The sequence below is a fragment of the Cellvibrio fibrivorans genome (assembly GCF_031457055.1).
Classification (GTDB): Bacteria; Pseudomonadota; Gammaproteobacteria; order Pseudomonadales; family Cellvibrionaceae; genus Cellvibrio; species Cellvibrio fibrivorans.
On record NZ_JAVDVX010000009.1, the window covers coordinates 25,476 to 46,192 of the forward strand.

General features: G+C 49.0%; 22 protein-coding genes. 4 read left to right on the plus strand and 18 right to left on the minus strand.

Translation table 11 applies throughout. The annotated features are described in order from the left end of the window. Positions 1-666: 666 nt before the first annotated feature. The 17 genes from J2X05_RS19490 to J2X05_RS19570 form a co-directional block, all read right to left on the minus strand. Positions 667-1,419 (minus strand): YbgF trimerization domain-containing protein, encoded by a 753-nt coding sequence (locus tag J2X05_RS19490; protein WP_310075760.1) that lies wholly within the window; start codon positions 1,417-1,419, stop codon positions 667-669. Between the two features lie 14 nt (positions 1,420-1,433). Continuing rightward, positions 1,434-1,898 carry a peptidoglycan-associated lipoprotein Pal gene (gene pal, locus J2X05_RS19495; RefSeq protein WP_310075762.1) on the minus strand — a complete coding sequence of 155 codons (465 nt, stop codon included), beginning with the start codon at positions 1,896-1,898 and terminating at the stop codon, positions 1,434-1,436. 43 nt (positions 1,899-1,941) lie between these two features. Further along, positions 1,942-3,222 carry a Tol-Pal system beta propeller repeat protein TolB gene (gene tolB, locus J2X05_RS19500; protein WP_310075764.1) on the minus strand — a complete coding sequence of 427 codons (1,281 nt, stop codon included), beginning with the start codon at positions 3,220-3,222 and terminating at the stop codon, positions 1,942-1,944. Beyond that, entirely contained in the window at positions 3,219-4,061 is an 843-nt protein-coding gene (tolA, locus tag J2X05_RS19505) for a cell envelope integrity protein TolA (RefSeq protein ID WP_310075766.1), read from the minus strand. The genes tolB and tolA overlap by 4 nt, the downstream gene beginning before the upstream one ends. Before the next feature lie 7 nt (positions 4,062-4,068). Continuing rightward, entirely contained in the window at positions 4,069-4,497 is a 429-nt protein-coding gene (tolR, locus tag J2X05_RS19510) for a protein TolR (RefSeq protein WP_310075767.1), read from the minus strand. A 36-nt stretch (positions 4,498-4,533) separates the two neighbouring features. Continuing rightward, positions 4,534-5,220, minus strand: a complete 687-nt coding sequence (gene tolQ / locus J2X05_RS19515; RefSeq protein WP_310075768.1) for a protein TolQ — start codon at positions 5,218-5,220, stop codon at positions 4,534-4,536. An 8-nt stretch (positions 5,221-5,228) separates the two neighbouring features. After that, complete coding sequence (ybgC, locus tag J2X05_RS19520) at positions 5,229-5,651, minus strand: tol-pal system-associated acyl-CoA thioesterase (protein WP_310075770.1); 423 nt, start codon at positions 5,649-5,651, stop codon at positions 5,229-5,231. A 7-nt stretch (positions 5,652-5,658) separates the two neighbouring features. Further along, positions 5,659-6,684, minus strand: coding sequence for a Holliday junction branch migration DNA helicase RuvB (gene ruvB / locus J2X05_RS19525; protein ID WP_310075772.1), 1,026 nt, complete (start codon positions 6,682-6,684; stop codon positions 5,659-5,661). A gap of 54 nt (positions 6,685-6,738) precedes the next feature. Further along, positions 6,739-7,353, minus strand: coding sequence for a Holliday junction branch migration protein RuvA (gene ruvA, locus J2X05_RS19530; protein ID WP_310075773.1), 615 nt, complete (start codon positions 7,351-7,353; stop codon positions 6,739-6,741). Positions 7,354-7,388: 35 nt separating this feature from the next. Next, positions 7,389-7,913 (minus strand): crossover junction endodeoxyribonuclease RuvC, encoded by a 525-nt coding sequence (ruvC, locus tag J2X05_RS19535; protein ID WP_310075775.1) that lies wholly within the window; start codon positions 7,911-7,913, stop codon positions 7,389-7,391. A 114-nt stretch (positions 7,914-8,027) separates the two neighbouring features. Then, positions 8,028-8,645 (minus strand): helix-turn-helix domain-containing protein, encoded by a 618-nt coding sequence (locus J2X05_RS19540; RefSeq protein WP_310075777.1) that lies wholly within the window; start codon positions 8,643-8,645, stop codon positions 8,028-8,030. A 106-nt stretch (positions 8,646-8,751) separates the two neighbouring features. After that, on the minus strand, positions 8,752-9,495 hold the full coding sequence (locus J2X05_RS19545; protein WP_310075778.1) for a YebC/PmpR family DNA-binding transcriptional regulator: 744 nt from the start codon (positions 9,493-9,495) through the stop codon (positions 8,752-8,754). An 84-nt stretch (positions 9,496-9,579) separates the two neighbouring features. Then, complete coding sequence (aspS, locus tag J2X05_RS19550) at positions 9,580-11,385, minus strand: aspartate--tRNA ligase (protein ID WP_310075780.1); 1,806 nt, start codon at positions 11,383-11,385, stop codon at positions 9,580-9,582. A 77-nt stretch (positions 11,386-11,462) separates the two neighbouring features. Continuing rightward, complete coding sequence (locus J2X05_RS19555) at positions 11,463-11,717, minus strand: FmdB family zinc ribbon protein (RefSeq protein WP_310075782.1); 255 nt, start codon at positions 11,715-11,717, stop codon at positions 11,463-11,465. Between the two features lie 172 nt (positions 11,718-11,889). Continuing rightward, a complete protein-coding gene (gene mtgA, locus J2X05_RS19560) occupies positions 11,890-12,582 on the minus strand; it encodes a monofunctional biosynthetic peptidoglycan transglycosylase (protein ID WP_310075784.1) in 693 nt (230 codons plus the stop codon). A gap of 7 nt (positions 12,583-12,589) precedes the next feature. Then, a complete protein-coding gene (locus J2X05_RS19565) occupies positions 12,590-13,072 on the minus strand; it encodes a DUF4124 domain-containing protein (RefSeq protein ID WP_310075786.1) in 483 nt (160 codons plus the stop codon). Between the two features lie 28 nt (positions 13,073-13,100). Further along, positions 13,101-13,409 carry a Rieske (2Fe-2S) protein gene (locus J2X05_RS19570; protein ID WP_310075787.1) on the minus strand — a complete coding sequence of 103 codons (309 nt, stop codon included), beginning with the start codon at positions 13,407-13,409 and terminating at the stop codon, positions 13,101-13,103. 242 nt (positions 13,410-13,651) lie between these two features. Here J2X05_RS19570 and J2X05_RS19575 point away from each other — a divergent pair, with 242 nt between their 5' ends. Both J2X05_RS19575 and J2X05_RS19580 read left to right on the plus strand, forming a co-directional pair. After that, entirely contained in the window at positions 13,652-14,986 is a 1,335-nt protein-coding gene (locus tag J2X05_RS19575) for a flavohemoglobin expression-modulating QEGLA motif protein (protein ID WP_310075790.1), read from the plus strand. Positions 14,987-15,001: 15 nt separating this feature from the next. Further along, positions 15,002-15,397 (plus strand): hypothetical protein, encoded by a 396-nt coding sequence (locus tag J2X05_RS19580; protein WP_310075793.1) that lies wholly within the window; start codon positions 15,002-15,004, stop codon positions 15,395-15,397. Positions 15,398-15,414: 17 nt separating this feature from the next. On the opposite strand, the gene J2X05_RS19585 is transcribed toward J2X05_RS19580, so the two are convergent. Beyond that, positions 15,415-15,798, minus strand: coding sequence for a hypothetical protein (locus J2X05_RS19585; RefSeq protein WP_310075794.1), 384 nt, complete (start codon positions 15,796-15,798; stop codon positions 15,415-15,417). Positions 15,799-16,226: 428 nt separating this feature from the next. On the opposite strand from J2X05_RS19585, the gene J2X05_RS19590 reads away from it, so the two are divergent. Both J2X05_RS19590 and J2X05_RS19595 read left to right on the plus strand, forming a co-directional pair. Continuing rightward, on the plus strand, positions 16,227-18,158 hold the full coding sequence (locus tag J2X05_RS19590; RefSeq protein ID WP_310075796.1) for a di-heme-cytochrome C peroxidase: 1,932 nt from the start codon (positions 16,227-16,229) through the stop codon (positions 18,156-18,158). Between the two features lie 291 nt (positions 18,159-18,449). Next, positions 18,450-20,708 carry an FG-GAP repeat protein gene (locus J2X05_RS19595; protein WP_310075798.1) on the plus strand — a complete coding sequence of 753 codons (2,259 nt, stop codon included), beginning with the start codon at positions 18,450-18,452 and terminating at the stop codon, positions 20,706-20,708. Positions 20,709-20,717 lie beyond the last annotated feature (9 nt).

The window sequence follows — 20,717 nt, forward strand, 5'->3', positions numbered from 1 at the left end:
CACTAGGACGCACAAACAGCAGACCTTACAAACAAACTGATTCTTTTTCAGGAAAAACAACATAACGCAAAAACCTCAATAAAAATAACCTGTTTTCAATGCAGTGTACTGTAATTATGAGTCCATGCGTTATCCGAGCAGACTCCCCCGATTATGCTGATTAAAACAACGGAAATGCGGAAAAGTGAATTTTACTGTAGTCAATTTCCTACAAACAATTAAGCTTTTTGCGACTATGCCATTGATACCTGTTAAACGATAATGATCACAACAAGGAGGCAACGATAATTTGACTTGGTCAGGATTGACTAATGGATACACCCAGAGAAGGAGCTTGGACATAAAGGATTATGCTAAGGAAGCAGTGGAAATGGATAACCAAGGAATGGGGAAGACAAGGAGTACAAGGGAATATGTCGCCGAAGGAGTTAGCGGCAAAGGATATGGAATAATGAAGGAGTTAATGGTGGCCCGACTATACACCTAAAGGAATACTTAAGGACCTTAACATATGGAACATGAATCGGACTAACTCAGGTGAACTTGGATTTTCAGCAGGAAGCTGAGGTAGCGTAAAGGCTACTGAATCCAATACTGGACGCGCTATGGGGCTTCTTTTAATTGGAAGCCCCTTTCTTTTTTTTCGAGCAACAGCTTTAAATCGAATTAAAAGTTATCGCTGAGGAACTTTTGCGCCAATCGTGCTGCATCATTACTACCAGCAGCCACTTCTGACAACAACGACCTGGCTTTTGCCTTATCGCCCATCAAAAAATAAACCTTACCCAAATCTAACTGTGCATCTGGCACTTTTGCCGCACTGGGAAAATTTGCAATTAGCTCAGTGAACCAGCTCTTGGCTTGCGGGTAATCTTTTTTCAACATAGCAATTTTGCCCAACCAATAGTGGCTGTTACTGGCAAAATCCCCATTGGGAAAACGATTTAAATGCTCTTTAAAAGCAGCCACAGAGCCATCAAAATCTTTTTGATTCAGCAAATCATAAGCAGCCTTGTACACATCACTTTCACTGGCAGAATCAGGCAGCTTGGCACCAGAAACAGAAGCTGCTACAGGTACTGCAGTCGTAGGGGACACTTCTTCTATGCTTGCAGTACTAGTTACAGGACGCGTACTACCACCGGATAAGCGCCGGTCGAGATCCATGTAATTATCAAGCTGCAATTGTTTGAGCTGTTTCAGCTCATAGGATTGCTCCTCAAGCAGACCACGCAGTAGCGCTACTTCTTCTTGGAGGGCACGAATTTGGGAATAGACATCAGATTCAGCAGAGGCAGGCAGATCAGATTGAGCCACCCCAGAGCGAATGCTCTGGGGTGAAGACTCAATAACCCGTACTTGCGCCTGTAAGACTGGAGCTGCAGCAATTAAGACAACAGCAAGCAGATTTTTAAGCATACGGGCTTAGACTCTTAGTACTTAACTTCTACGCGACGGTTTTGAGACCAAGAAGCTTCGTCGCTACCGGTAGCAGCTGGTTGCTCTTCGCCGAAGCTAACAACTTCCAGAGAAGAACCATTAACGCCTTGAGTCACGAGGAAATCGCGAACAGCGTTAGCACGTTTTTCGCCCAGAGCCATGTTGTACTCGCGTGAACCGCGCTCGTCAGCATGACCTTCCAGACGTACTGCAACTGAAGCACCTTTCAGCTTGTCAGCGTGAGCCAACAGAACAGCGCGGCTTTCAGCAGTCAAAGCGTATTGATCGAAGTCGAAGTAAACAACGTTTGACAGTGTAGCTTCTGAAGATGAAGTATCGGTAACAGCAGTACCGGTAGTTGCAGTTTCAGTGCCTTTATTGTCGCTGCTTGAACAGCCAACCAGGAAAGACATAACAACAGCCAAAGTAAGACCTTGCTTGATTGCTTTGGTGATCATGTGTGTGTAACTCCAATGAAGTTTTGATCTGTTTTACGGGGATTTAGTTAAAGAATGGCGACCATGCGGGTTCCCGCACATCACCTTGTTTTGGGGGCTGGAGGATTTTGACACGCGCATCAAGAGACACGGCTGCCAACACTCCCTTACCACCAGAACGAGTCGCATACATCAGCATAGCGCCATTGGGCGCTATAGTAGGCGATTCATCCAAATTTGTCTCGGACAAAATGCGTAAATTGCCAGATTTTATATCTTGCGCGGCGATATGGTGGGTTGTACCGGGACGTTTATTCAACATAACCAGACTTTTGCCGTCTGGCGATACACGCGCACGCGCATTATAGTCACCATCAAAAGTTACGCGCTCCTGTTGCATGCTCGCAAGATGCACCTGATAAATCTGCGGTTTTCCGCCGCGATCCGAGGTGAAAAATAAAGAGGCGCCATCAGCAGCCCATGAAGGCTCATGATCAATTGCAAAATGATTAGTTACACGAGTTAATTGACGCGTCAACACATTCATTACATAAATGTCGGGATTACCGTCTTTTGATAACGCCATGGCCAACTTCTGACCATCGGGCGACCAAGCTGGGGCACCATTCAAACCGCGGAAATTAGTCATCTGCTGGCGCCGCCCCGTCGCTATATCCTGAACATAAATAGCAGGTTTGTTATCCACCTCAAAAGATACATAGGCAACACGTTGGCCATTGGGTGACCACACAGGAGACAGCACGGGATAACGCGACTCCAACAGCATACGCGGACGAAAACCATCAATATCTGACAACATCAAACGGTATTTTTGCGGTTTCTTAAAAGCTTCAACATAAATCAACTTGGTAGAAAAGATACCGCGAATGCCAGTAATAGTTTCGTATACCTTGTCGCTGATATGGTGTGCCATATCGCGCAATTGCGCCTCTGTCCCATCAACCGTCAACTTGGCAAATACACGTTTTTGTTGGACGACATCAAACAACTCGTAGCTCGCATAATAACGGCCAGCTTGTTGAGTGATCGAGCCAATCAATAGATATTCGGAGCCCAGCGCTTTCCAATCGCGATAATGCACTTCTGCCTCAGTGCGTGGAAACGCCAACATACGCTCCGGGTCAGTCGCTTCAAACTGGCCCGAAAACTCCAAGTCATTACCCACAATTTTGCCGATATCTTCTGGCAAGCGGCCACCCGTCCACGCAAAAGGCACAACGGCAATCTTGGTGGGGTTATCAACACCCTTGGTGACAAAGACGATATTCTGGGCGCTTGCAGAAATCGCAACCACAAACAGAAATGCACTGATTATGTATCTCACTGACGTAAATCCTCTGGATTAAAAGCAAATTGGAAATGACGGAAATTTCTCTCAAAGACATCTATAGGTACATCTTTGATTTCAACAAATCGTTCTACTTTTTTGATCGCCTGTTCAGCGGCATTATCAAACGCAGAATTACCACTGCTTTTTGCAAGCTGAACACCGATAACCTGACCATTCGGGAGCATATCTATATTAAACACGGCAACCATACCTGCACGCGCGGATGGTGGGCGACTCCAGTTTTGCGCAACGCGCTCTGATAATAATTCGTTGTAACTTTTAACGTTGGCATCGTCATTAGAATCAGCTATATGCTTTTCCTCTTCCTGGCGAGCAGCCTGAATACGGCGCTGTTCTTCCTCGGCTTCTTGCTCACGCTTGGTCTTTTTCAAGGCCTCTGCTTTGCGTTTGGCTTCTTCCTCAGCTTTTTTCTTTTTTTCCGCTTCTGTTTGTACTGCCTTGGCTTTAGCTGCTTTTGCCTGTTCATCCTTAATTTTTTGCTGCTTCTGTTTTTCAGCCTCCGCAGCTTTAGCTTGCTGCTCTTTTTGGCTTTGCACTAATGCCTCTGCTTCTTTGCGGCGCTGCTCATCTTGTTTTTTGTTGTTTTTTAAATCTTCGTAGGCTTTTGAATCCAATATTTGCTCTTTGGTTTGCTGGGGCGCTGCTTTGGCCTTAGGTTTAAGGTCAACCAGAGTAGCTGTCACATAATGCGGCTTATAAGGTTCTTCCTTCGATTTAAGGAAATCCCAATTACCTAAAAACAGAACCAACAATGTACCGTGTAAAAAAACACTCAATAATGTTGGCAGTGAAAACGATTTTTCCAACTTCATAAAAAACCTAGCGCGGCGGCTCCGTAATCAAGCCAACAGAGGGAGCTCCTGCCAGTTTTAATTCGCCCATTAAATTAACGATAACGCCATACTCGACTTTTTTGTCACCTTGGACAAACACCAGAGTATTGGGCTTTTCTGCCAGAACTTTACTGACAATAGATTTAATCTCTGCCAACGGGCGCGGTTTTTCAGGGTCACCGGCTAAATCGATATAAAAACCACCATCAGCTTTTACTGAAACAGTAATAGGTTCATCCTCTTTACTTTCAACCGGCTCGGATGCAGCTTGCGGCAATTCTACTTTGATACCTTGGGTCATCATGGGTGCTGCAATCATAAACACGATTAACAACACCAACATGACATCAATCAGCGGTACCACATTGATTTCCGCTTTGAGTTTCTTTTTGATCGGTGGTCCAAATCCAGACATGTTTTTAACCTGTTTCTCAATAAACGTAAAACAGCGTTATTTGCTGTGAACCTGACGATGCAAAATTGCAGAAAACTCTTCCGCAAACGTACGATAGTTACTTAACAGATTTTCAGCGCGCGCCGAAAACTTGTTGTAGGCAAGTACCGCTGGAATAGCGGCAAATAAACCCATTGCGGTTGCAATAAGCGCTTCAGCAATACCTGGAGCAACAGTCGCAAGGCTTGGCTGACCTGCGTTGGCGATATTCAGGAACGACACCATGATGCCCCACACAGTACCAAACAAGCCGACATAAGGACTTACCGAGGCAACGCTGGCAAGAAAAGGTAAATTTTCTTCCAGCTTTTCTTCTTCACGCGCTAACGCAACACGCATCGCACGCATGGAACCTTCCATTACTGCATCTGAATCGGCACCAGCTTGTTGACGCAGACGGGTAAATTCTTTGAAGCCCGCGCGAAAAATATTTTCGATTCCCTCAACGACTTCATTGCGGCCATTGCCTTGGCGATAGAGTTGGTTGAGGTCAATCCCCGACCAGAATTGTTTTTCAAAGAAGCTGAACGCCGCTGAGGCCTTTCGCTGATAAATTTCACGCTGGAAAATCATCACCCAGGAAATGACCGATGCCAAAAATAAAATCAGCATGACCATTTGTACTAAAAAACTGGCCTCCAGAATGAGGTGCAGTATCGACAGGCTTTGCTTGGTTTCTGGCATAGTATTAATTAACTCTTTTCGGTTTGACTGTGGAAAAATTGATCAAGTTGACGATGCATATCAGTGGGAATTGCACTGGGCTTCATGGAAGTGGCATCAACGCAGGCGATACGGATTAGCCCTTCGCACAATAGCTCACTACCGCGCAGCACCTGCTGCTTAAATTCAACATTGGTGCGCGCCAACTTTTCAATTTGTGCAGTTACTTGCAATTGGTCATCAAGACGGGCGGAGCGGCGGTAGTTAATTTGTGCTGAATGTACAACCAGCAACATGCCTCCATCCAAAATTGCGGGCTTATGATAGCCCAAACTGCGCAAAAATTCTGTACGGCTGCGCTCCATGTACTTCAGATAATTGACGTAATAGACGATGCCACCAGCATCCGTGTCTTCGATGTAAACCCTTAACGGGATACTAAATACATGCATAACTGATTTAATCCGCAGAATCCTGTAACCGTTTTGGGATCGGCATACCGAAATACAAATAGGCATTATTGGTTAAAATTCGACCGCGCGGCGTGCGTGCCATAAAGCCTTGCTGTATGAGGTATGGCTCTATGACATCCTCAATAGTTCCACGATCCTCGCTAATGGCTGCCGCCAAACTTTCCACACCGACAGGACCACCATCAAAATTATTCATCATTGCAGTTAACAAACGGCGATCCATATGATCAAAGCCGCGTTCGTCTACATTGAGCATATTGAGTGCGCTATCAGCCATTTGTGCGCTCACAGTACCATCGCCTTTCATCTCGGCGTAATCGCGCACACGGCGCAATAAACGGTTGGCGATACGCGGTGTGCCGCGCGAGCGCTTGGCGACTTCAGCTGCGCCCTCTATATCCATCTTCACCCCCAAGAGCGCCGATGAACGCGCGACTATATGGGTGAGATCGGCGACATTATAAAACTCCAGACGCTGAACAATACCAAAACGATCGCGCAAAGGTGATGTCAGCAAGCCCGCGCGTGTCGTTGCTCCGACTAACGTAAATTGCGGTAAATCCAATTTAATCGAACGCGCTGCAGGGCCTTCGCCGATCATGATATCCAATTGGAAATCTTCCATCGCCGGATACAGAATTTCTTCCACTACCGGGCTCAAGCGGTGAATCTCATCGATAAACAACACATCACCCGGCTCGAGATTGGTGAGCAGCGCCGCCAAGTCTCCGGCCTTTTCCAATACCGGGCCCGACGTGCTTTTGAGCGAAACATTCATTTCGTTGGCAATAATATTGGCAAGTGTGGTCTTTCCCAATCCGGGCGGCCCAAATACCAGCGTGTGATCCAGCGCCTCACCGCGTTTTTTTGCCGCGCCGATAAAAATTTCCATCTGTTCACACACGGCGGGTTGTCCAACATAATCGGCGAGCGATTTGGGGCGCACCGTGCGATCAAGATGGTCTTCGCGCTCTTTGGCAACAGGGGCAATCAGGCGATCTGTTTCAATCATCGTTATTAACCAGGTTGAAAATTATCCAGCGACAATACCTATGTCGCACGTTGATTATCCAGCGATAGAGCGCAACGCCATACGGATTAACTCTTCGCTCTTGGCATCGGGCTTTTGTTTAGCGGCAAGCGAAATCATTTTCGCGGCATCTACCGGTTTGTAGCCCAGCGCAATCAAGGCGCTCTCTGCCTCTGCAAAGACATCATTGTCGCTAGCGATACTTTGGATTTCGCTGTGCGCCAGTAAATCACTCTGCGGCATATCCCAATTTTTCAAACGGTCGCGCAATTCAATTACTAAACGTTCAGCGGTTTTTTTGCCGATACCGGGGACTTTGGTCAAGGCAGTTATGTTGTCATCGCGCACACAACGGGCGATATCATCCGCTTCCATGCCCGACAAAATCGCAATCGCCAACTTGGGGCCTACGCCATTTACCTTAATTAAAGTGCGAAATAACGAGCGGTCGCGCTGCTCTGAAAAACCAAATAGTTGATGCAAGTTTTCTGTAATCGACAAATGCGTATGCAACACCACTTCATGGCCAAGTGACGGCAGACGATAAAAAGTGGTCATGGGTGCTTGCAACTCATAACCCACGCCCTGAACATCTAACAGCAAATAAGGCGGCTGCTTTTCCAGCAAAATGCCACGCAAACGTCCAATCATAATGAATCTCTTCGCTCGTTCCAGTCGAATCTATCTTAAACAATGCGGCCGCGCCGAAAACTACTGGAGCCTGCCGCCATACGAATTAAATGATCACGCGTATTGGCGTGGCACAGTGCAACTGCCAATGCATCGGCCGCATCCTCTTGCGGTGCAGCCGGCAAACGCAGCAGGGTTTTCACCATATGCTGCACCTGCAGTTTATCTGCAGCACCGTTACCAACAACGGATTGTTTCACCTTGCGCGCTTCATATTCCGATACCGGCACATTCTGCGCTGTCGCCGCCACAATCGCCGCTCCCCGCGCCTGCCCCAGTTTCAACGCGGAGGACGCATTTTTGGCCATAAATACTTGTTCGATCGCCATTTCTTGTGGGCAATACTGTTCAATGATTTGGGTCAGGGAATCAAAAATGACTTTGAGGCGTGCAGGCAACTCGTCCGCATCCTTCATACGAATAACACCGCTGGTGATGTACTCCTGCTTACTGCCAATGACATTGATAATGCCAAAGCCGGTTTTGCGAGAGCCTGGATCGATGCCGAGAATAAGCGCCATAGTTGTATCTATATACAGTTGTATTGGCGGCAGTGTTGCACGTGAATTGGGGTGACGCAAGTGGGATTTACTGTGGAAAAGCGGACACGCTAGAAGCCGGTCTTAGACCGGCTATCAAAAATCTGCCACCAATCGTAAATTTACCCTCTGCCCATCTGGAAAAGTGACATGCATCGAAGCCGACTTCTGATCCTCAACTAACATTCCCGGCGATGAAATCAACTGATACTCACCACCAACAAAATTATAAATTTTCGCATTGACCAGCAAATGTTCGCCTTGGCGATTGGTAGTGAACAACATCCGAAACTGTTCATCCAATTTCATTTCGCTTTCCTTGCCTATCTCATTCAACAACATCATGTCTGAATAGACACGGCCAGATGCTTCAATGGATAAGCTCACCATCACCTGCTCAGCCGCAGCGCTCGACCACCAACCTGCAGCAACCAATACTGCGCCAATTACACCAATCGCGCCCCATAATTTATAAGGGCGCGACTTGGCAGGAGTTGTTTCCTCGCTCGCAATCGGTGCCGCCATTAATACCGCAAGATCAATATTCAATGCCGCCGCCAGTGCACCAGCCGATTCCATTGATGCATCCCCCGTGCGTTCAATCCGCTGCACAGTGCGCATACTTAAATCCGCAACCTCCGCCAAATGGCTTTGCGTCCAGGCACGCAGCTCGCGCTCGCGGCGCAATATTTCTTTATTGATTTTCATATCCATGGCACCCACCTCGCTAAGATTAAAAGCCGTCAGATTTCGCTATATCTGGCGTTTTGTATACGACAGCAATACGACACAGCGGCGTTTACCCATAGTGAGATCTTAATTAACCCAACTGCTCCATAATTTCTTCTGAGATATCTGCGTTAGTGTAAACGTTTTGCACATCATCCAAATCTTCGAGCGCGTCGATCAAGGCAAGGATTTTTTCAGCAGCGTCCTTATCAAGATTAACCGTGAGCGAGGGGATCTGGGTGATTTCGGCCGAGACGGGATTCAATCCAGCGCTGGCGAGTGCATCTTTTACGCGGAAGAAATCCTCGAAAGCTGTCATTACATCAGCAGAGCCATCGTCATTGATAACAACATCGTCGGCACCGGCTTCAAGCGCCGCTTCCATTAATGCATCTTCATTAATACCTGGCTCAAAACTGATTTGGCCTTTACGTGCAAACAAATAAGAAACTGAGCCGCTGGTACCGAGGTTACCGCCCTTCTTATCAAATGCATGGCGTACATCGCCCGCAGTGCGATTGCGGTTGTCGGTCATACATTCAACGATAAAGGCGACACCGTTTACGCCGTAACCTTCGTAGGTGAGCTCTTCGTAGGCATCGGATTCATTGGTGCCAGCACCGCGGGCGATAGCGCGTTCGACTACGTCTTTTTTGAGGTTGTTAAGGTAGGCTTTTTCAACTGCAGCGCGCAATCGTGGATTGTCGGCAGGATTGGGGCCACCTTTAGCGGCAACAGTTAGCTCACGAATAATTTTGGTGAAGATTTTTGTGCGCTTGGCGTCCTGACGCGCCTTGCGGTGTTTCATGTTTGCCCATTTGGAATGTCCGGCCATTGCACAGCTCCAACTTGCAGATTATTAACGTGGGGGTAATAAAAAAGGGCGGGCAATTGCCCACCCTTTCCAGAACAACAAAAATTACATGCCATATTCAGGGGTATCTTCTGCAACAACAGCTTTTTCTTTCTTGCGCAAACGAATATGCAGGTCGCGCAATTGCAATTCATCTACAGTGCCCGGTGCATCAGTCATCACACAGGCAGCGCTTTGGGTTTTCGGGAAAGCGATCACGTCGCGGATTGAGCTTGCGCCCACCATCAGCATAATCAAACGATCCAAACCAAACGCCAAACCGCCGTGTGGCGGAGCGCCGTAGGCAAGTGCGTCGAGCAGAAAGCCGAATTTTTCGCGTTGCTCTTCCGGTGAAATTCCGAGGATTTTAAATACGGCTTGCTGCATGGTCGAAGAATGGATACGCACCGAACCACCGCCCAATTCAGTACCGTTAAGTACCAGATCGTATGCGCGGGACAATGCATCACCCGGGCTGGCAACCAGTTCGTCCGGTGTACAGCTTGGTGAAGTGAATGGGTGGTGGATTGACGTCCAGCCGCCCTTGTCGTCTTCTTCAAACATCGGGAAATCTACTACCCAGAGCGGTGCCCATTGCGTGGTGTATAGATCAAGGTCTGCGCCCAGTTTGCAACGCAGTGCACCCAAGGCTTCGGTTACGACTTTGTGTTTGTCTGCGCCGAAGAAAATCAGGTCGCCGTTTTCTGCACCAACGCGATCCAAAATGGCCGCGCGTACTGGCACTGGCAAGTTTTTCACGATCGGTGATTGCAGGCCTTCTTCCAGATCAGACTTATCGTTGACCTTGATGTACGCCAAACCTTTCGCACCGTAAATACCAACAAACTTGGTGTAGTCGTCGATTTGTTTACGGGTCAACTTCTCATTACCACCGGGCACTTTCAATGCGGTAACGCGAGATTTTGGATCATTAGCCGGGCCAGCGAATACTTTGAAATCCACTTCGGTTACCAGGTCTTTGATATCAACCAATTCCAGGGGGATACGCATGTCCGGCTTGTCTGAACCGTATTTGGCAATTGCTTCCGAGAACGGCATGTGATTGATTTCAGCAAACTCAACACCGAGCAAATCTTTGAACAATTCGCGGAACATACCTTCGGTAATTTGCATGATCTGGTCTTGCGACATGAATGAAGTTTCGATGTCGATCTGGGTAAATTCCGGCTGACGATCAGCACGCAAGTCTTCGTCGCGGAAGCACTTGGCGATTTGGTAGTAACGGTCGTAACCAGCCACCATCAGCAATTGCTTAAACAATTGCGGAGACTGTGGCAATGCAAAGAATTTACCGTCGTGGGTACGCGATGGAACCAGATAATCGCGCGCGCCCTCCGGAGTAGCGCGAGTCAGGATTGGAGTCTCAACATCGAGGAAGCCATTGCGGTCCAGATAGTTGCGGATCACGCTGGTCACTTTGCTGCGGAAACGCAGGTTTTTCTGCATTTCGGTGCGGCGCAAATCGAGGAAGCGATACTTCAAACGGGTCTCTTCACCCACGTTGGAATAGGAATCCAAGGGGAAAGGCATAGTTTCCGCTTCGTTCAAAATGGTCAAAGCGGTGCCGTAAACTTCGATCTCGCCCGTCGACATATTCGGGTTAACGGTTGATGGCGCACGGGCGCGCACTTTTCCGGTCAGCTGCAGCACGTATTCGCCACGCACTTTATCAGCTAAGGCAAAATTCTCTTTTGCATCTGGATCGAACACCACTTGCACAATACCTTCGCGGTCGCGCAGGTCGATAAAGATCACACCACCGTGATCGCGACGACGATCAACCCATCCGCAGAGGGTCACTTCTTGATCGATAAACGAGGCATTTAAAGCGCCACAGTATTGGCTGCGCATAGCAAGTTCCTGATGTTTTAAGAAAATATTTATAAGAAAGTATGTGTAAATTGTTATCTAACAACCGGCCAGCTTGTTTAACTGGCCGTTGTTGTAGCACTTGACGCGCTGCTGGACGATCCGGCATCGCCCGCGAGATTCTTTTTCTTGCCCGACTTAAAATCGGTCTCATACCAGCCGCCGCCCGACAAGCGGAAACCCGCTGCTGAAATTTGCTTTTTGAGGCTGGCTTTGCCACATGCAGGACAATCCACCAAAGGAGAGTCACTTAACTTTTGTAAAGCCTCCAGCGCATGGTTACAGGATTCACATTGGTATTCGTAAATAGGCATGCAACTACCCCGGATTAACAGATTAACGTCTAAACATCTAAAAGGATGCGGACACCCTAAAAGAAGGGTCGCGATTGTATCGTAAAAGCCATGGCGCGAGAACCACGCCTGCAGGATATGGGCACACCGACCAGAATTTAAAGTCGTACTCACCTAAAAGTGATTGCTTGAATCACGGAATCTGTGAATGACGCATACGCGCTTGCACTCGCGATGCATGGCGCACCACCCAAGCTGGCATTGCGTTCTCGTATTTACGCGGATTGGGCAGCATCACGGCCATGCGCGCTGCTGCTGATGGACCTATCTGCGCTGCCGGAACGCGATAGTAATGCCGCGCCGCCGCTTCCACACCGAAGACACCATTGCCCCACTCCACTACATTCAGATACACCTCTAATATGCGGCGTTTATCCCAGAGCAGTTCGATCATCAGTGCGACTACCGCCTCTTCCGCCTTGCGAATATAGGAGCGGGAGGGCGACAGAAACAGGTTTTTGGCAAGCTGCTGAGTGATGGATGAACCACCGGCGACGGATTTGCCTTTGCGCTGGTTCTTTTTTAAGGCCTGTTCAATACCGCGCAAATCAAACCCTTGGTGCTGCATAAAACGGTCGTCCTCCGCTGCCACCACGGCGCGTTTCAAATGGGATGAAATCTGCGCATAGTCCACCCATTGGTGCTTCAACTCTGCTTTCGGGTTTTTCTCGCGCAGTTCATCCAGCCGGATCGACATAAAACTCGTTTCATCCGGATTCACCCATTTCCACACCAGAATATGGGCGAACAGCCACAGTTGGTAGGCAAGCAATAGCAGCAGTAGCCATTTGAGCATTCGCCCGGTAGTGCGCCAGAATGTTTTCATGGCTGGATCACTGAATTTGCTCTTGTTGCTGTACGCGTTGTTTCATGGCTTCAGCCGCCGCACGGGCTTTATCGAGGGCAGATTCCTGAACAGTTGCGGGCGCTACATCTTGCTGATCGGCAATAGGGGCAGATTCTTCCGGCGCGGAAATAGCATTGCGAACATCGACTTCAATTTCTTCAGCATCGCGGGCAACTGGCTTATCACCAAAATGCACCTGACCATTGGCATCCGTCCATTTATAGACTTTGGTGGAGGCAACTGGCTCAGGCTCAGAAACCTTATCCGATACACTTTTCACCGCTTGTTTAGCATCGGCGGCCAACTGGTCAGGTAAAAACAACTCCCGTAAATCGACCAGCCAATCATCACCCATTCGTTCACGCATATCGCGCAGCGGCATCTGCCCGGTTTTGAGATAGACGAGGTAATTGCCAATAAAAAATACCAGCAACAGCACAACCACGGATTTAAATAGCAGACGAAACATAAAACTCCTTAATTAAGTAATCCAATTGTTAACGGAGATCAATACCAATGCTGCTGCCTTCATAGATAAGCTGAAAAAATTGCAGCGCATTAGCACAAACAGGGCTGCGCGAGCGCCCAGTGGTTAAATCAAACTCTATCCCGTGCATAGGACAGCGCAGGACATTATCGCTACAGGTTGCATGCGTTAACGGTGCCCCCGCGTGCGGACACTGGTTTCTGATCAAACAGGTTTTGCCATTTTCGTGTAGCAATAGAAAATCCTGGCCGACAAGTTTGACCGGTTTGCGATAACCATCGTGGAGCTGGTGTATTTTTTCCAGAGCGACAAACGGCATGACACATCCTCATTTGTACAACTTATCAGGCGGCACCCATTCTGGCGATTTATCCGGCAAGACACCAGAGCTGCAGACTTATCCGACAAATTCTAGCCACAAATGCCGTGCAAACAGATAGAATGGCGCCATCTACTTGCATAAATACCCAGCATCGTTTGCCTGTGCTTTATTGTGCTTGAGTACACGATTACCAGAGAGCTATTCGGTAAGTTTTTGCACCTTTATGCGGCAGCCTTGTTATGACTGATCCACTCTACCTGGAGCGTTTAAAACAGTTATCGACGCGCCTGGTATCTCTGCAAAAGCCCATTCGTATTCTCGATGCCATCAAATGGCCACAGGGAATTGAGCAGCGTTTTCGCGAGCAACAAGGTAGAGAGTTACCGGCATTGGGCGCTGATTTTTATCAGCAACAAAAACTCGGGTTTGAGCCGGATACGGTTAGCCAATTATTAAAAGAATTAAAAAGTGATGTGCGGCGCCAATTGGGGCGCGACGATGCGCTGGGTAAAATCCTGCAAGCTACCATCGACCAGTACCAAATCGTAATCGAATTATTGCGCTACCGCGGCACTGGCCAGTTTGGCCATTTCAGTCGTCAACTCTATGGTTCAGCGAGCGATAATTTGCGCGGTGATCGCAAAACCCTGCGTCAGATGGGCGAGCGCTTGTGCCATATTTTTTCGCTGCCGGCGGTGGAGCATTTAAATCGCCCTTATACCAATCACATTAGTTCGGAAGAAGCAGTCACCATTTTACGCGCGCGAATGACCGATTATTTCGGTGCAGGTGAAGTACGGGTACAGATTAGCGACGATATTGTGTCGGACGCTTCCGCTGGTGGTGACTGTATTAAAGTGAATCGCCGCGCCTCATTTTCTGAACTGGACTTGCAGGTATTGGAGGTACACGAAGGCTGGGTGCATATAGGCACTACACTCAATGGCCGAGAGCAGCCATGGGCAACCTGGTTGAGTGTTGGATCACCGAGGATTACTGCGATTCAAGAAGGAATGGCAGTATTATTGGAAACGCTAACCTTCAGCTCTTTTCCACAGCGCGCGCGGCGCATCAGCGACCGGGTTGTCGCTGTGGATTTGGCAGAGCAAGGCGCTGATTTTTGCCAAGTGTATCGCCACTTTATAGACAGAGGCGTGAGTGAGCACGACAGCTATCGCGTAACCCAACGTGTTTTTCGTGGAGGAACACTGACAGGCGGCTCAGTGTTCACCAAAGATATTTCTTACGTAAAAGGATTTGTCGAAAATGTTAATTTTATTCGCAGTGCAATTCAATCCGGCGTACCGGAAGTTATACCTATGCTGTTTGTCGGCAAGGTGACGCTGGATGATTTGCCACTGCTCTACGAGCGTCATTTGGAGGGCGTAATTGCTGCACCTAAATATCTGCCGCCCATGTTTAAAAATTTAAATGGTCTATATGTGTGGTTTGGATTTTCGAGCGGCATGTCAGTGATGAATATCGCGCGCGTACAGCAGCATTTCAGCAAGCTGTTCGATAAAATGCCAACCCCTGCCCCCCAAGCCGCCGACACAGATGCCGAAATCGATTGAGTTTGATTGTAAATTATGACGTATTACAAAGTTGTACTCTCAGGTGAGAATATTTTTTTTGAAAACGCGAGCCGCATGGATAGCGATGCGCCGGAGCCGGTTATTGGTTTTATTGCCTGCAAGCTAATAAAAACTGATAGTGAAGAATTGGCGGTTGCTATCGCCAAGCGAGATCTGCTAGTACATTGGAACCACAGCTTCAATTCAGACCGAAAATTAGGTATGCCCAAGCTGGCAGTGGAATATATCGGCGAAGTGCGCGGCTGGTTTAAACCCAAAAGCACCAATGACTACTACTGGTTTACCGATAACGACCACAAACAAACGCAACTGGAAAAATTCACCCAGCCGCCGCGCCAGTGGTTTTGGCGCAGTGCAACGCAAAAGTCCACAGAACAAAACGACGAGTGAAATAACAACAAGTAAAATCAGGCTGTCGCAGCAACCACTTGGGCAGGATCAATCAGCTGCAAGAGTGTTGCGCGCAGACCAGGAGAATTGATTTCTTCACTTCGCGCAGAAAGCGGTGAATTACCCACCCACTCAAAACGCCAACGCAATAAATGTGTTGCACCATCCACGTCACGCACTTCAACCAACTCAAAGCGGCGTGCGTCCAGAGCAAATTTTTCGCGCAACTGGAAGGCAAAAGGTTCGGCATTTTTGCCGACAAAACTGGAGGCTTGCTGGGTAGGTGCGGCGACGAATACGTAATCGCGCCCCTGATATTGCGAGTGACAGACACCGAGGCGGACTTCTTGCCCGAGACGATTGTTTAACGAAGTATCCACAAATAAAGGATTCATCAACATACAAGGTTCCGCTGCGCTTTTTATTGTTGAGTTGATGCCCAATCGCTACACCACTCACTGGTTGATTTTTCGCCACCCGGTTCCAAAAAGTCCCTCTGCTGCGGCGAGGCGGCAGTCTACGCACAATTTATGACAGTTCAAGCAAAAGCTATGATTGACACTTTGGCGATAGGATCGGGAATAACTTTGTTACTTTATTGCCAAGCGAAGGAAACACCAGTGACAAATCCTCCGGTTTGCTATGTATCTGCGCAAAGGCAATCTGCTAAAGTTAAATACTAAGGCTGTAAGCAATCTGAATAGTTCCTTAATTCATCTTGCTCAGGGTAAATTATTTTTGCTTATTTTTAGCCGTATATTTTTCCATCGACACGTACCAGCCCTAATCACAATCGCACCACAGCCATACAGATCAGAAAGGAATAATCATGACACTAACGCGCCTGCGCACTGCATTACGCTCACTATTCTCCTGTGCTTCCCTAATAGTTCTCATCACCATTTCCGGCTGTACTTATGTTTCCCAGGGTGTGCTGGTCGACAGCGATCGCCACGCAAAAGTGGCCGAACACGACAGCTTTGGCGATAGCGCCGAGCGCGTGGTCTACCCGGAGCAAAATTGGAGTGGCGCAGATAGCTTGTGGTTTTACAACGTAACCCAAGGTTCCAACCTGCTTCCCTACGAACTTTTTTTACATCTCGAAACCGCCGACAGTGAATTGCTATTCCGCAGCGACGAGAACATGAATCGCCTGCGCTACCTGCCGCAAAAAGAGAGCTTTGCAAACCCGGACGGTTTACCCGTGGGCTGGGTAAAAGATGAGCATAAAGGTCAAGAGTTTATTGGTTTTACCTGCGCAGCCTGCCATACCAGCCAAATCAATTATCAAGGTGTTGCCATCCGCATTGACGGCGGTGCAACGCTCGCGGATATGGAACAAATGCTGAAAAGTTTGGCAATGGCACTACAGGCGAGCCTCGAGCAGCCGGAAAAATTTGATCGCCTCGCACAAAGAGTTCTCAAAACAAAATACCCGGATGATAAAGAAGCCTTCCGCGTACAACTTGCGGAGGCGGCGCAGCAAATCGCCAGTTACAACCAGATTAACGACCCACGCCACGGCGACCAATCTGTTGCTTACGGTTATGGCCGGCTGGATGCGTTTGGCCGCATCTACAACCGTGTACTCGCCCATCTCACACCTAAAGAACCTAACTTTAATCCTGCCTGCGCACCCGTGAGCTACCCCTACCTGTGGGACACTCCGCAGCACGACTTTGTGCAGTGGAATGGTGTGGGCGACAACGAATTGGCTGGCCCTCTGGGGCGCAATACCGGCGAAGCGCTTGGTGTGTTTGCGCAATTTGACCTAGATAAAAAGAAAGGTGATATCGGCTATCGCTCATCGGTGGCGGTACGCAACCTTACGCGGATGGAGCGCCATCTGGAGAGCCTCTGGTCACCGAGCTGGGAAGAGTTGGCAAAACAAAATGTATTGCCACCAATCAATCAGGCGCTCGCCGAGCAAGGGCAGCAGGTGTTTATTGAGTACCAGTGCCATACCTGCCATGAAGCCATCGACCGCACTGACCCCAATCGTCGCATTATTTCGCAGTTTGCGAGCCTGCAGACCATAGGCACCGATCCTTATATGGCGATGAATGCACTCAAATACAGTGGCAAGATGGGCTACTTCGAGGGCGGACGAATCAATCCATTCAAGCCCGACCCGCGCTTCCAACCGTCAGGAGCCGTATTGCCAGCCTTGAGTGGCGCAGTGGAGGGTGTGTTAGTCGAACCCGATCACGACAAGCTGTTTATCCGCCGCTGGGCGGAAAAGCTCTACGATTTGATCGCCTCTATTTCCGATAACCCCATCAAAAAGACCGAGCGCCATCTGGATTTTGAGGTGGTCAATAAAAACAATCCAGCCACGCTCGTCGCCTACAAAGCACGCCCACTCAATGGTATCTGGGCAACAGCGCCCTATCTGCACAACGGCTCGGTGCCCAGTTTGTACGAGCTGTTTATGCCAAGCTGTAGCGATGCTGAAATTGCCAGCGGTAAAACCTGTCGCCCCAATCGCTTCACTGTGGGCGCGCGCGAGCTGGATGCCGTCAATGTCGGTGTAGTGCTACGCGACCCGGCGCAATATCCGGGGTTGTTTGTGTTTGATACCAGCCTGCCCAGCAACTCTAATAAGGGACATGAATACGCAGCCGGTGTTACTCCCGTGTTTGTTCTGGATGCCAACGGCCGCCCGGTTAAGGATGCGCAGGGCAAGCCCAAAATGCGGACATTGCAGCCGATTAGTAATCATCAACGCTTGGCCTTGGTGGAATATTTAAAGACCCTCTAATCTTCCTCAACCTCATCGCCCTCTCTAATGAGGGCGATGAGGTTCGTGATAAACAGCTCCAGCCTTCACAATTGCTCACAACTTCTTTCACGTAATTCCACTAAATTACCCGCGCTGATCAAAATCACTGAACCAATCCTCTGCTTTGACGGTCTTTAAGCCACCTCACTATGAGCGAGAACAAAACACCCGTGCCTGGTCTGTGCCCGAATAATGCTGGCGATTTGATTGACACCAAGCGCCGCGACACACAGAATCACCGACCAGTTTTAAACCTCAGGAACCTGCTGAATGAATATTGATCGTTTCTCACCGCTGCTAAAGCGCACCTCCCTGCTTCTTTCACTGATGGCAGGCTCTTTTTTACTCGCCGCCTGCGGCGGTGGCAGCGACAAAAAATCCTCGGCAAGCTCGTCATCTATCAACAGTTCATCCTCACTGCGCAGCAGCTTCGCCGCTGCGTCGGTGCCAGCCAACGGCTCAGGCATCTGGCCAAGCGTAAAAGTAGAAGCGCAAAACCCTAAAGTACTCACCTTTCAATGGAGTGCTGTCGAAGGGGCAACCTCCTATAAACTTTATAAACGTGATGCGGCGACGGGTGGTGTAACGCAAATCGGCGGCGACCTGACCAACACCCAGGCAACCGATGAGATAGGTGTGCATGTTCACGACTGGGTCAACAACTATTATTACGTTGAAGCCTGTAATGCAGGGGGTTGTGCACAACAATCCGGCCTGGTCTTCACCGCTACAGAAATGATTAAAGCGATTGGCTATCTCAAAGCCTCCAATACCGATGCCAACGATTTATTCGGATGGAGCATTGCACTCTCAGCGGATGGTAAAACACTTGCAGTAGGTGCCCCCGCTGAAGACAGCAAAGCCATTGGCGCTAACGGTGAACAGGCAGATAACGACAGCACCAACGCTGGCGCTGTCTATGTATTTATTAAGGAAAATGGTGTTTGGGTACAACAGGCTTACCTGAAAGCCTCCAACACCGAACAACCAAATATAAACACCGCGCGCATGCTGCCCAATGACCGTTTTGGATTCAGGGTGTCCTTATCAGATGATGGGAATACCCTCGCTGTTTCGTCGCTTCTGGAAGACAGCCCTTCGACCGGTATTAACTGCAATCAAGACAATTATGAAGTAACCAGTTATGCCTCTTCGTCCGACCCATCTGACGACTTGATTTTAGCGAATGATTACAACACCGGCGCAGTCTATGTCTTTACGCGCAGCGCTAGCGAGTGGACTCAGGATGCCTACGTAAAATCCAGTTATTTCAAATCTGAATTGCGTTTTGGCGAGACTATCGCTCTCTCCGGTGACGGTAAGACCCTCGCCGTGGGTGCCACCAGCGACAGCCTTGCGATAAGCGGCATTCTGAAATACGCGGCATCTTCTATGCCAGAGTGTTTTGAATACTACCCATCGAGCAGCTCATCAATTAGCAGCACCAGCTCATCCAGCACCTCAAAGTCAAGCTCATCCTCTTCATCCAGTACTTCAAGCTCCAGCTCAACCAGCTCTTACAAAGGCGGCACCAACTCGGGCTCGGTACATATCTTTGTTCGCCGTGCGGATGGCTGGATGCAAGAGTCATTTGTTAAAAACTCCAACGCTCAACAGGGCGATGCATTCGGCACCAGTATTGCGCTGTCAACTGACGGCAACACTATGGTAGTTGGCGCTATTGGGGAGGACAGCCAAGCCAAAGGCATTAATGGCAACCAGGCTGACAACTCCTGCTACTACCCTGACAGAGAGTCGCTCTATGTACTGGATCTCACTTGCGCCGACGCCTTCTACGAAACTTACGGCATAAACAACGGCGCAGCCTATGTATTTACACGCAGCTCGGGTGACTGGGTACAAGAAGCCTACCTCAAACCGGCGTCGACCTTCTTCACCACCCTGTTCGGTTCGAGTGTCGATATTTCGGGTGATGGCAACACCCTTGCGGTGGGAGCTAAAGGCGACAGCGGCGTAGTGATCAATACCGACGACCCCAAAAATATTGATAAGGCCGCAGTGCAAGAGGCAGCCAAATTGCTGGGTTCCGGCTCAACGTATGTATTTTCGCGCAGCGGCACAACCTGGACGCAACAGGCGTACCTCAAACCATCAACTGTTAGTGTTGCCAGCGAGTTTGGTGGCGACGTGAGTTTGTCGAACGACGGTAACACTCTTGCTGTTGGCGCCTTCCGCGAGGCTAGCAATGCCAAAGGTATCAATGGCGACGAAGGTGATACCAGTGCTGAGCGCGCCGGTGCTGTGTTTGTATTCACTCGCAACAACACGGTGTGGACACAGAAGAGCTACGTCAAAGCCAGCAACACTGATACCGATGATCGATTTGGTTTGAATGTAGATTTGTCAGCTGATGGTAAAACAATGGCTGTTGGTGCGCATCGCGAATCTGGCCGCGGTTATGCAGCTGCATCCAGTGGTGCCAGCACTAGCTCAACCGCGAGCAGTAGTGGGGCGTTAAATCAAAACGACAATTCCGCTGAAGCAGCCGGTGCGGTCTATCTGTTCTAACCAATGCAG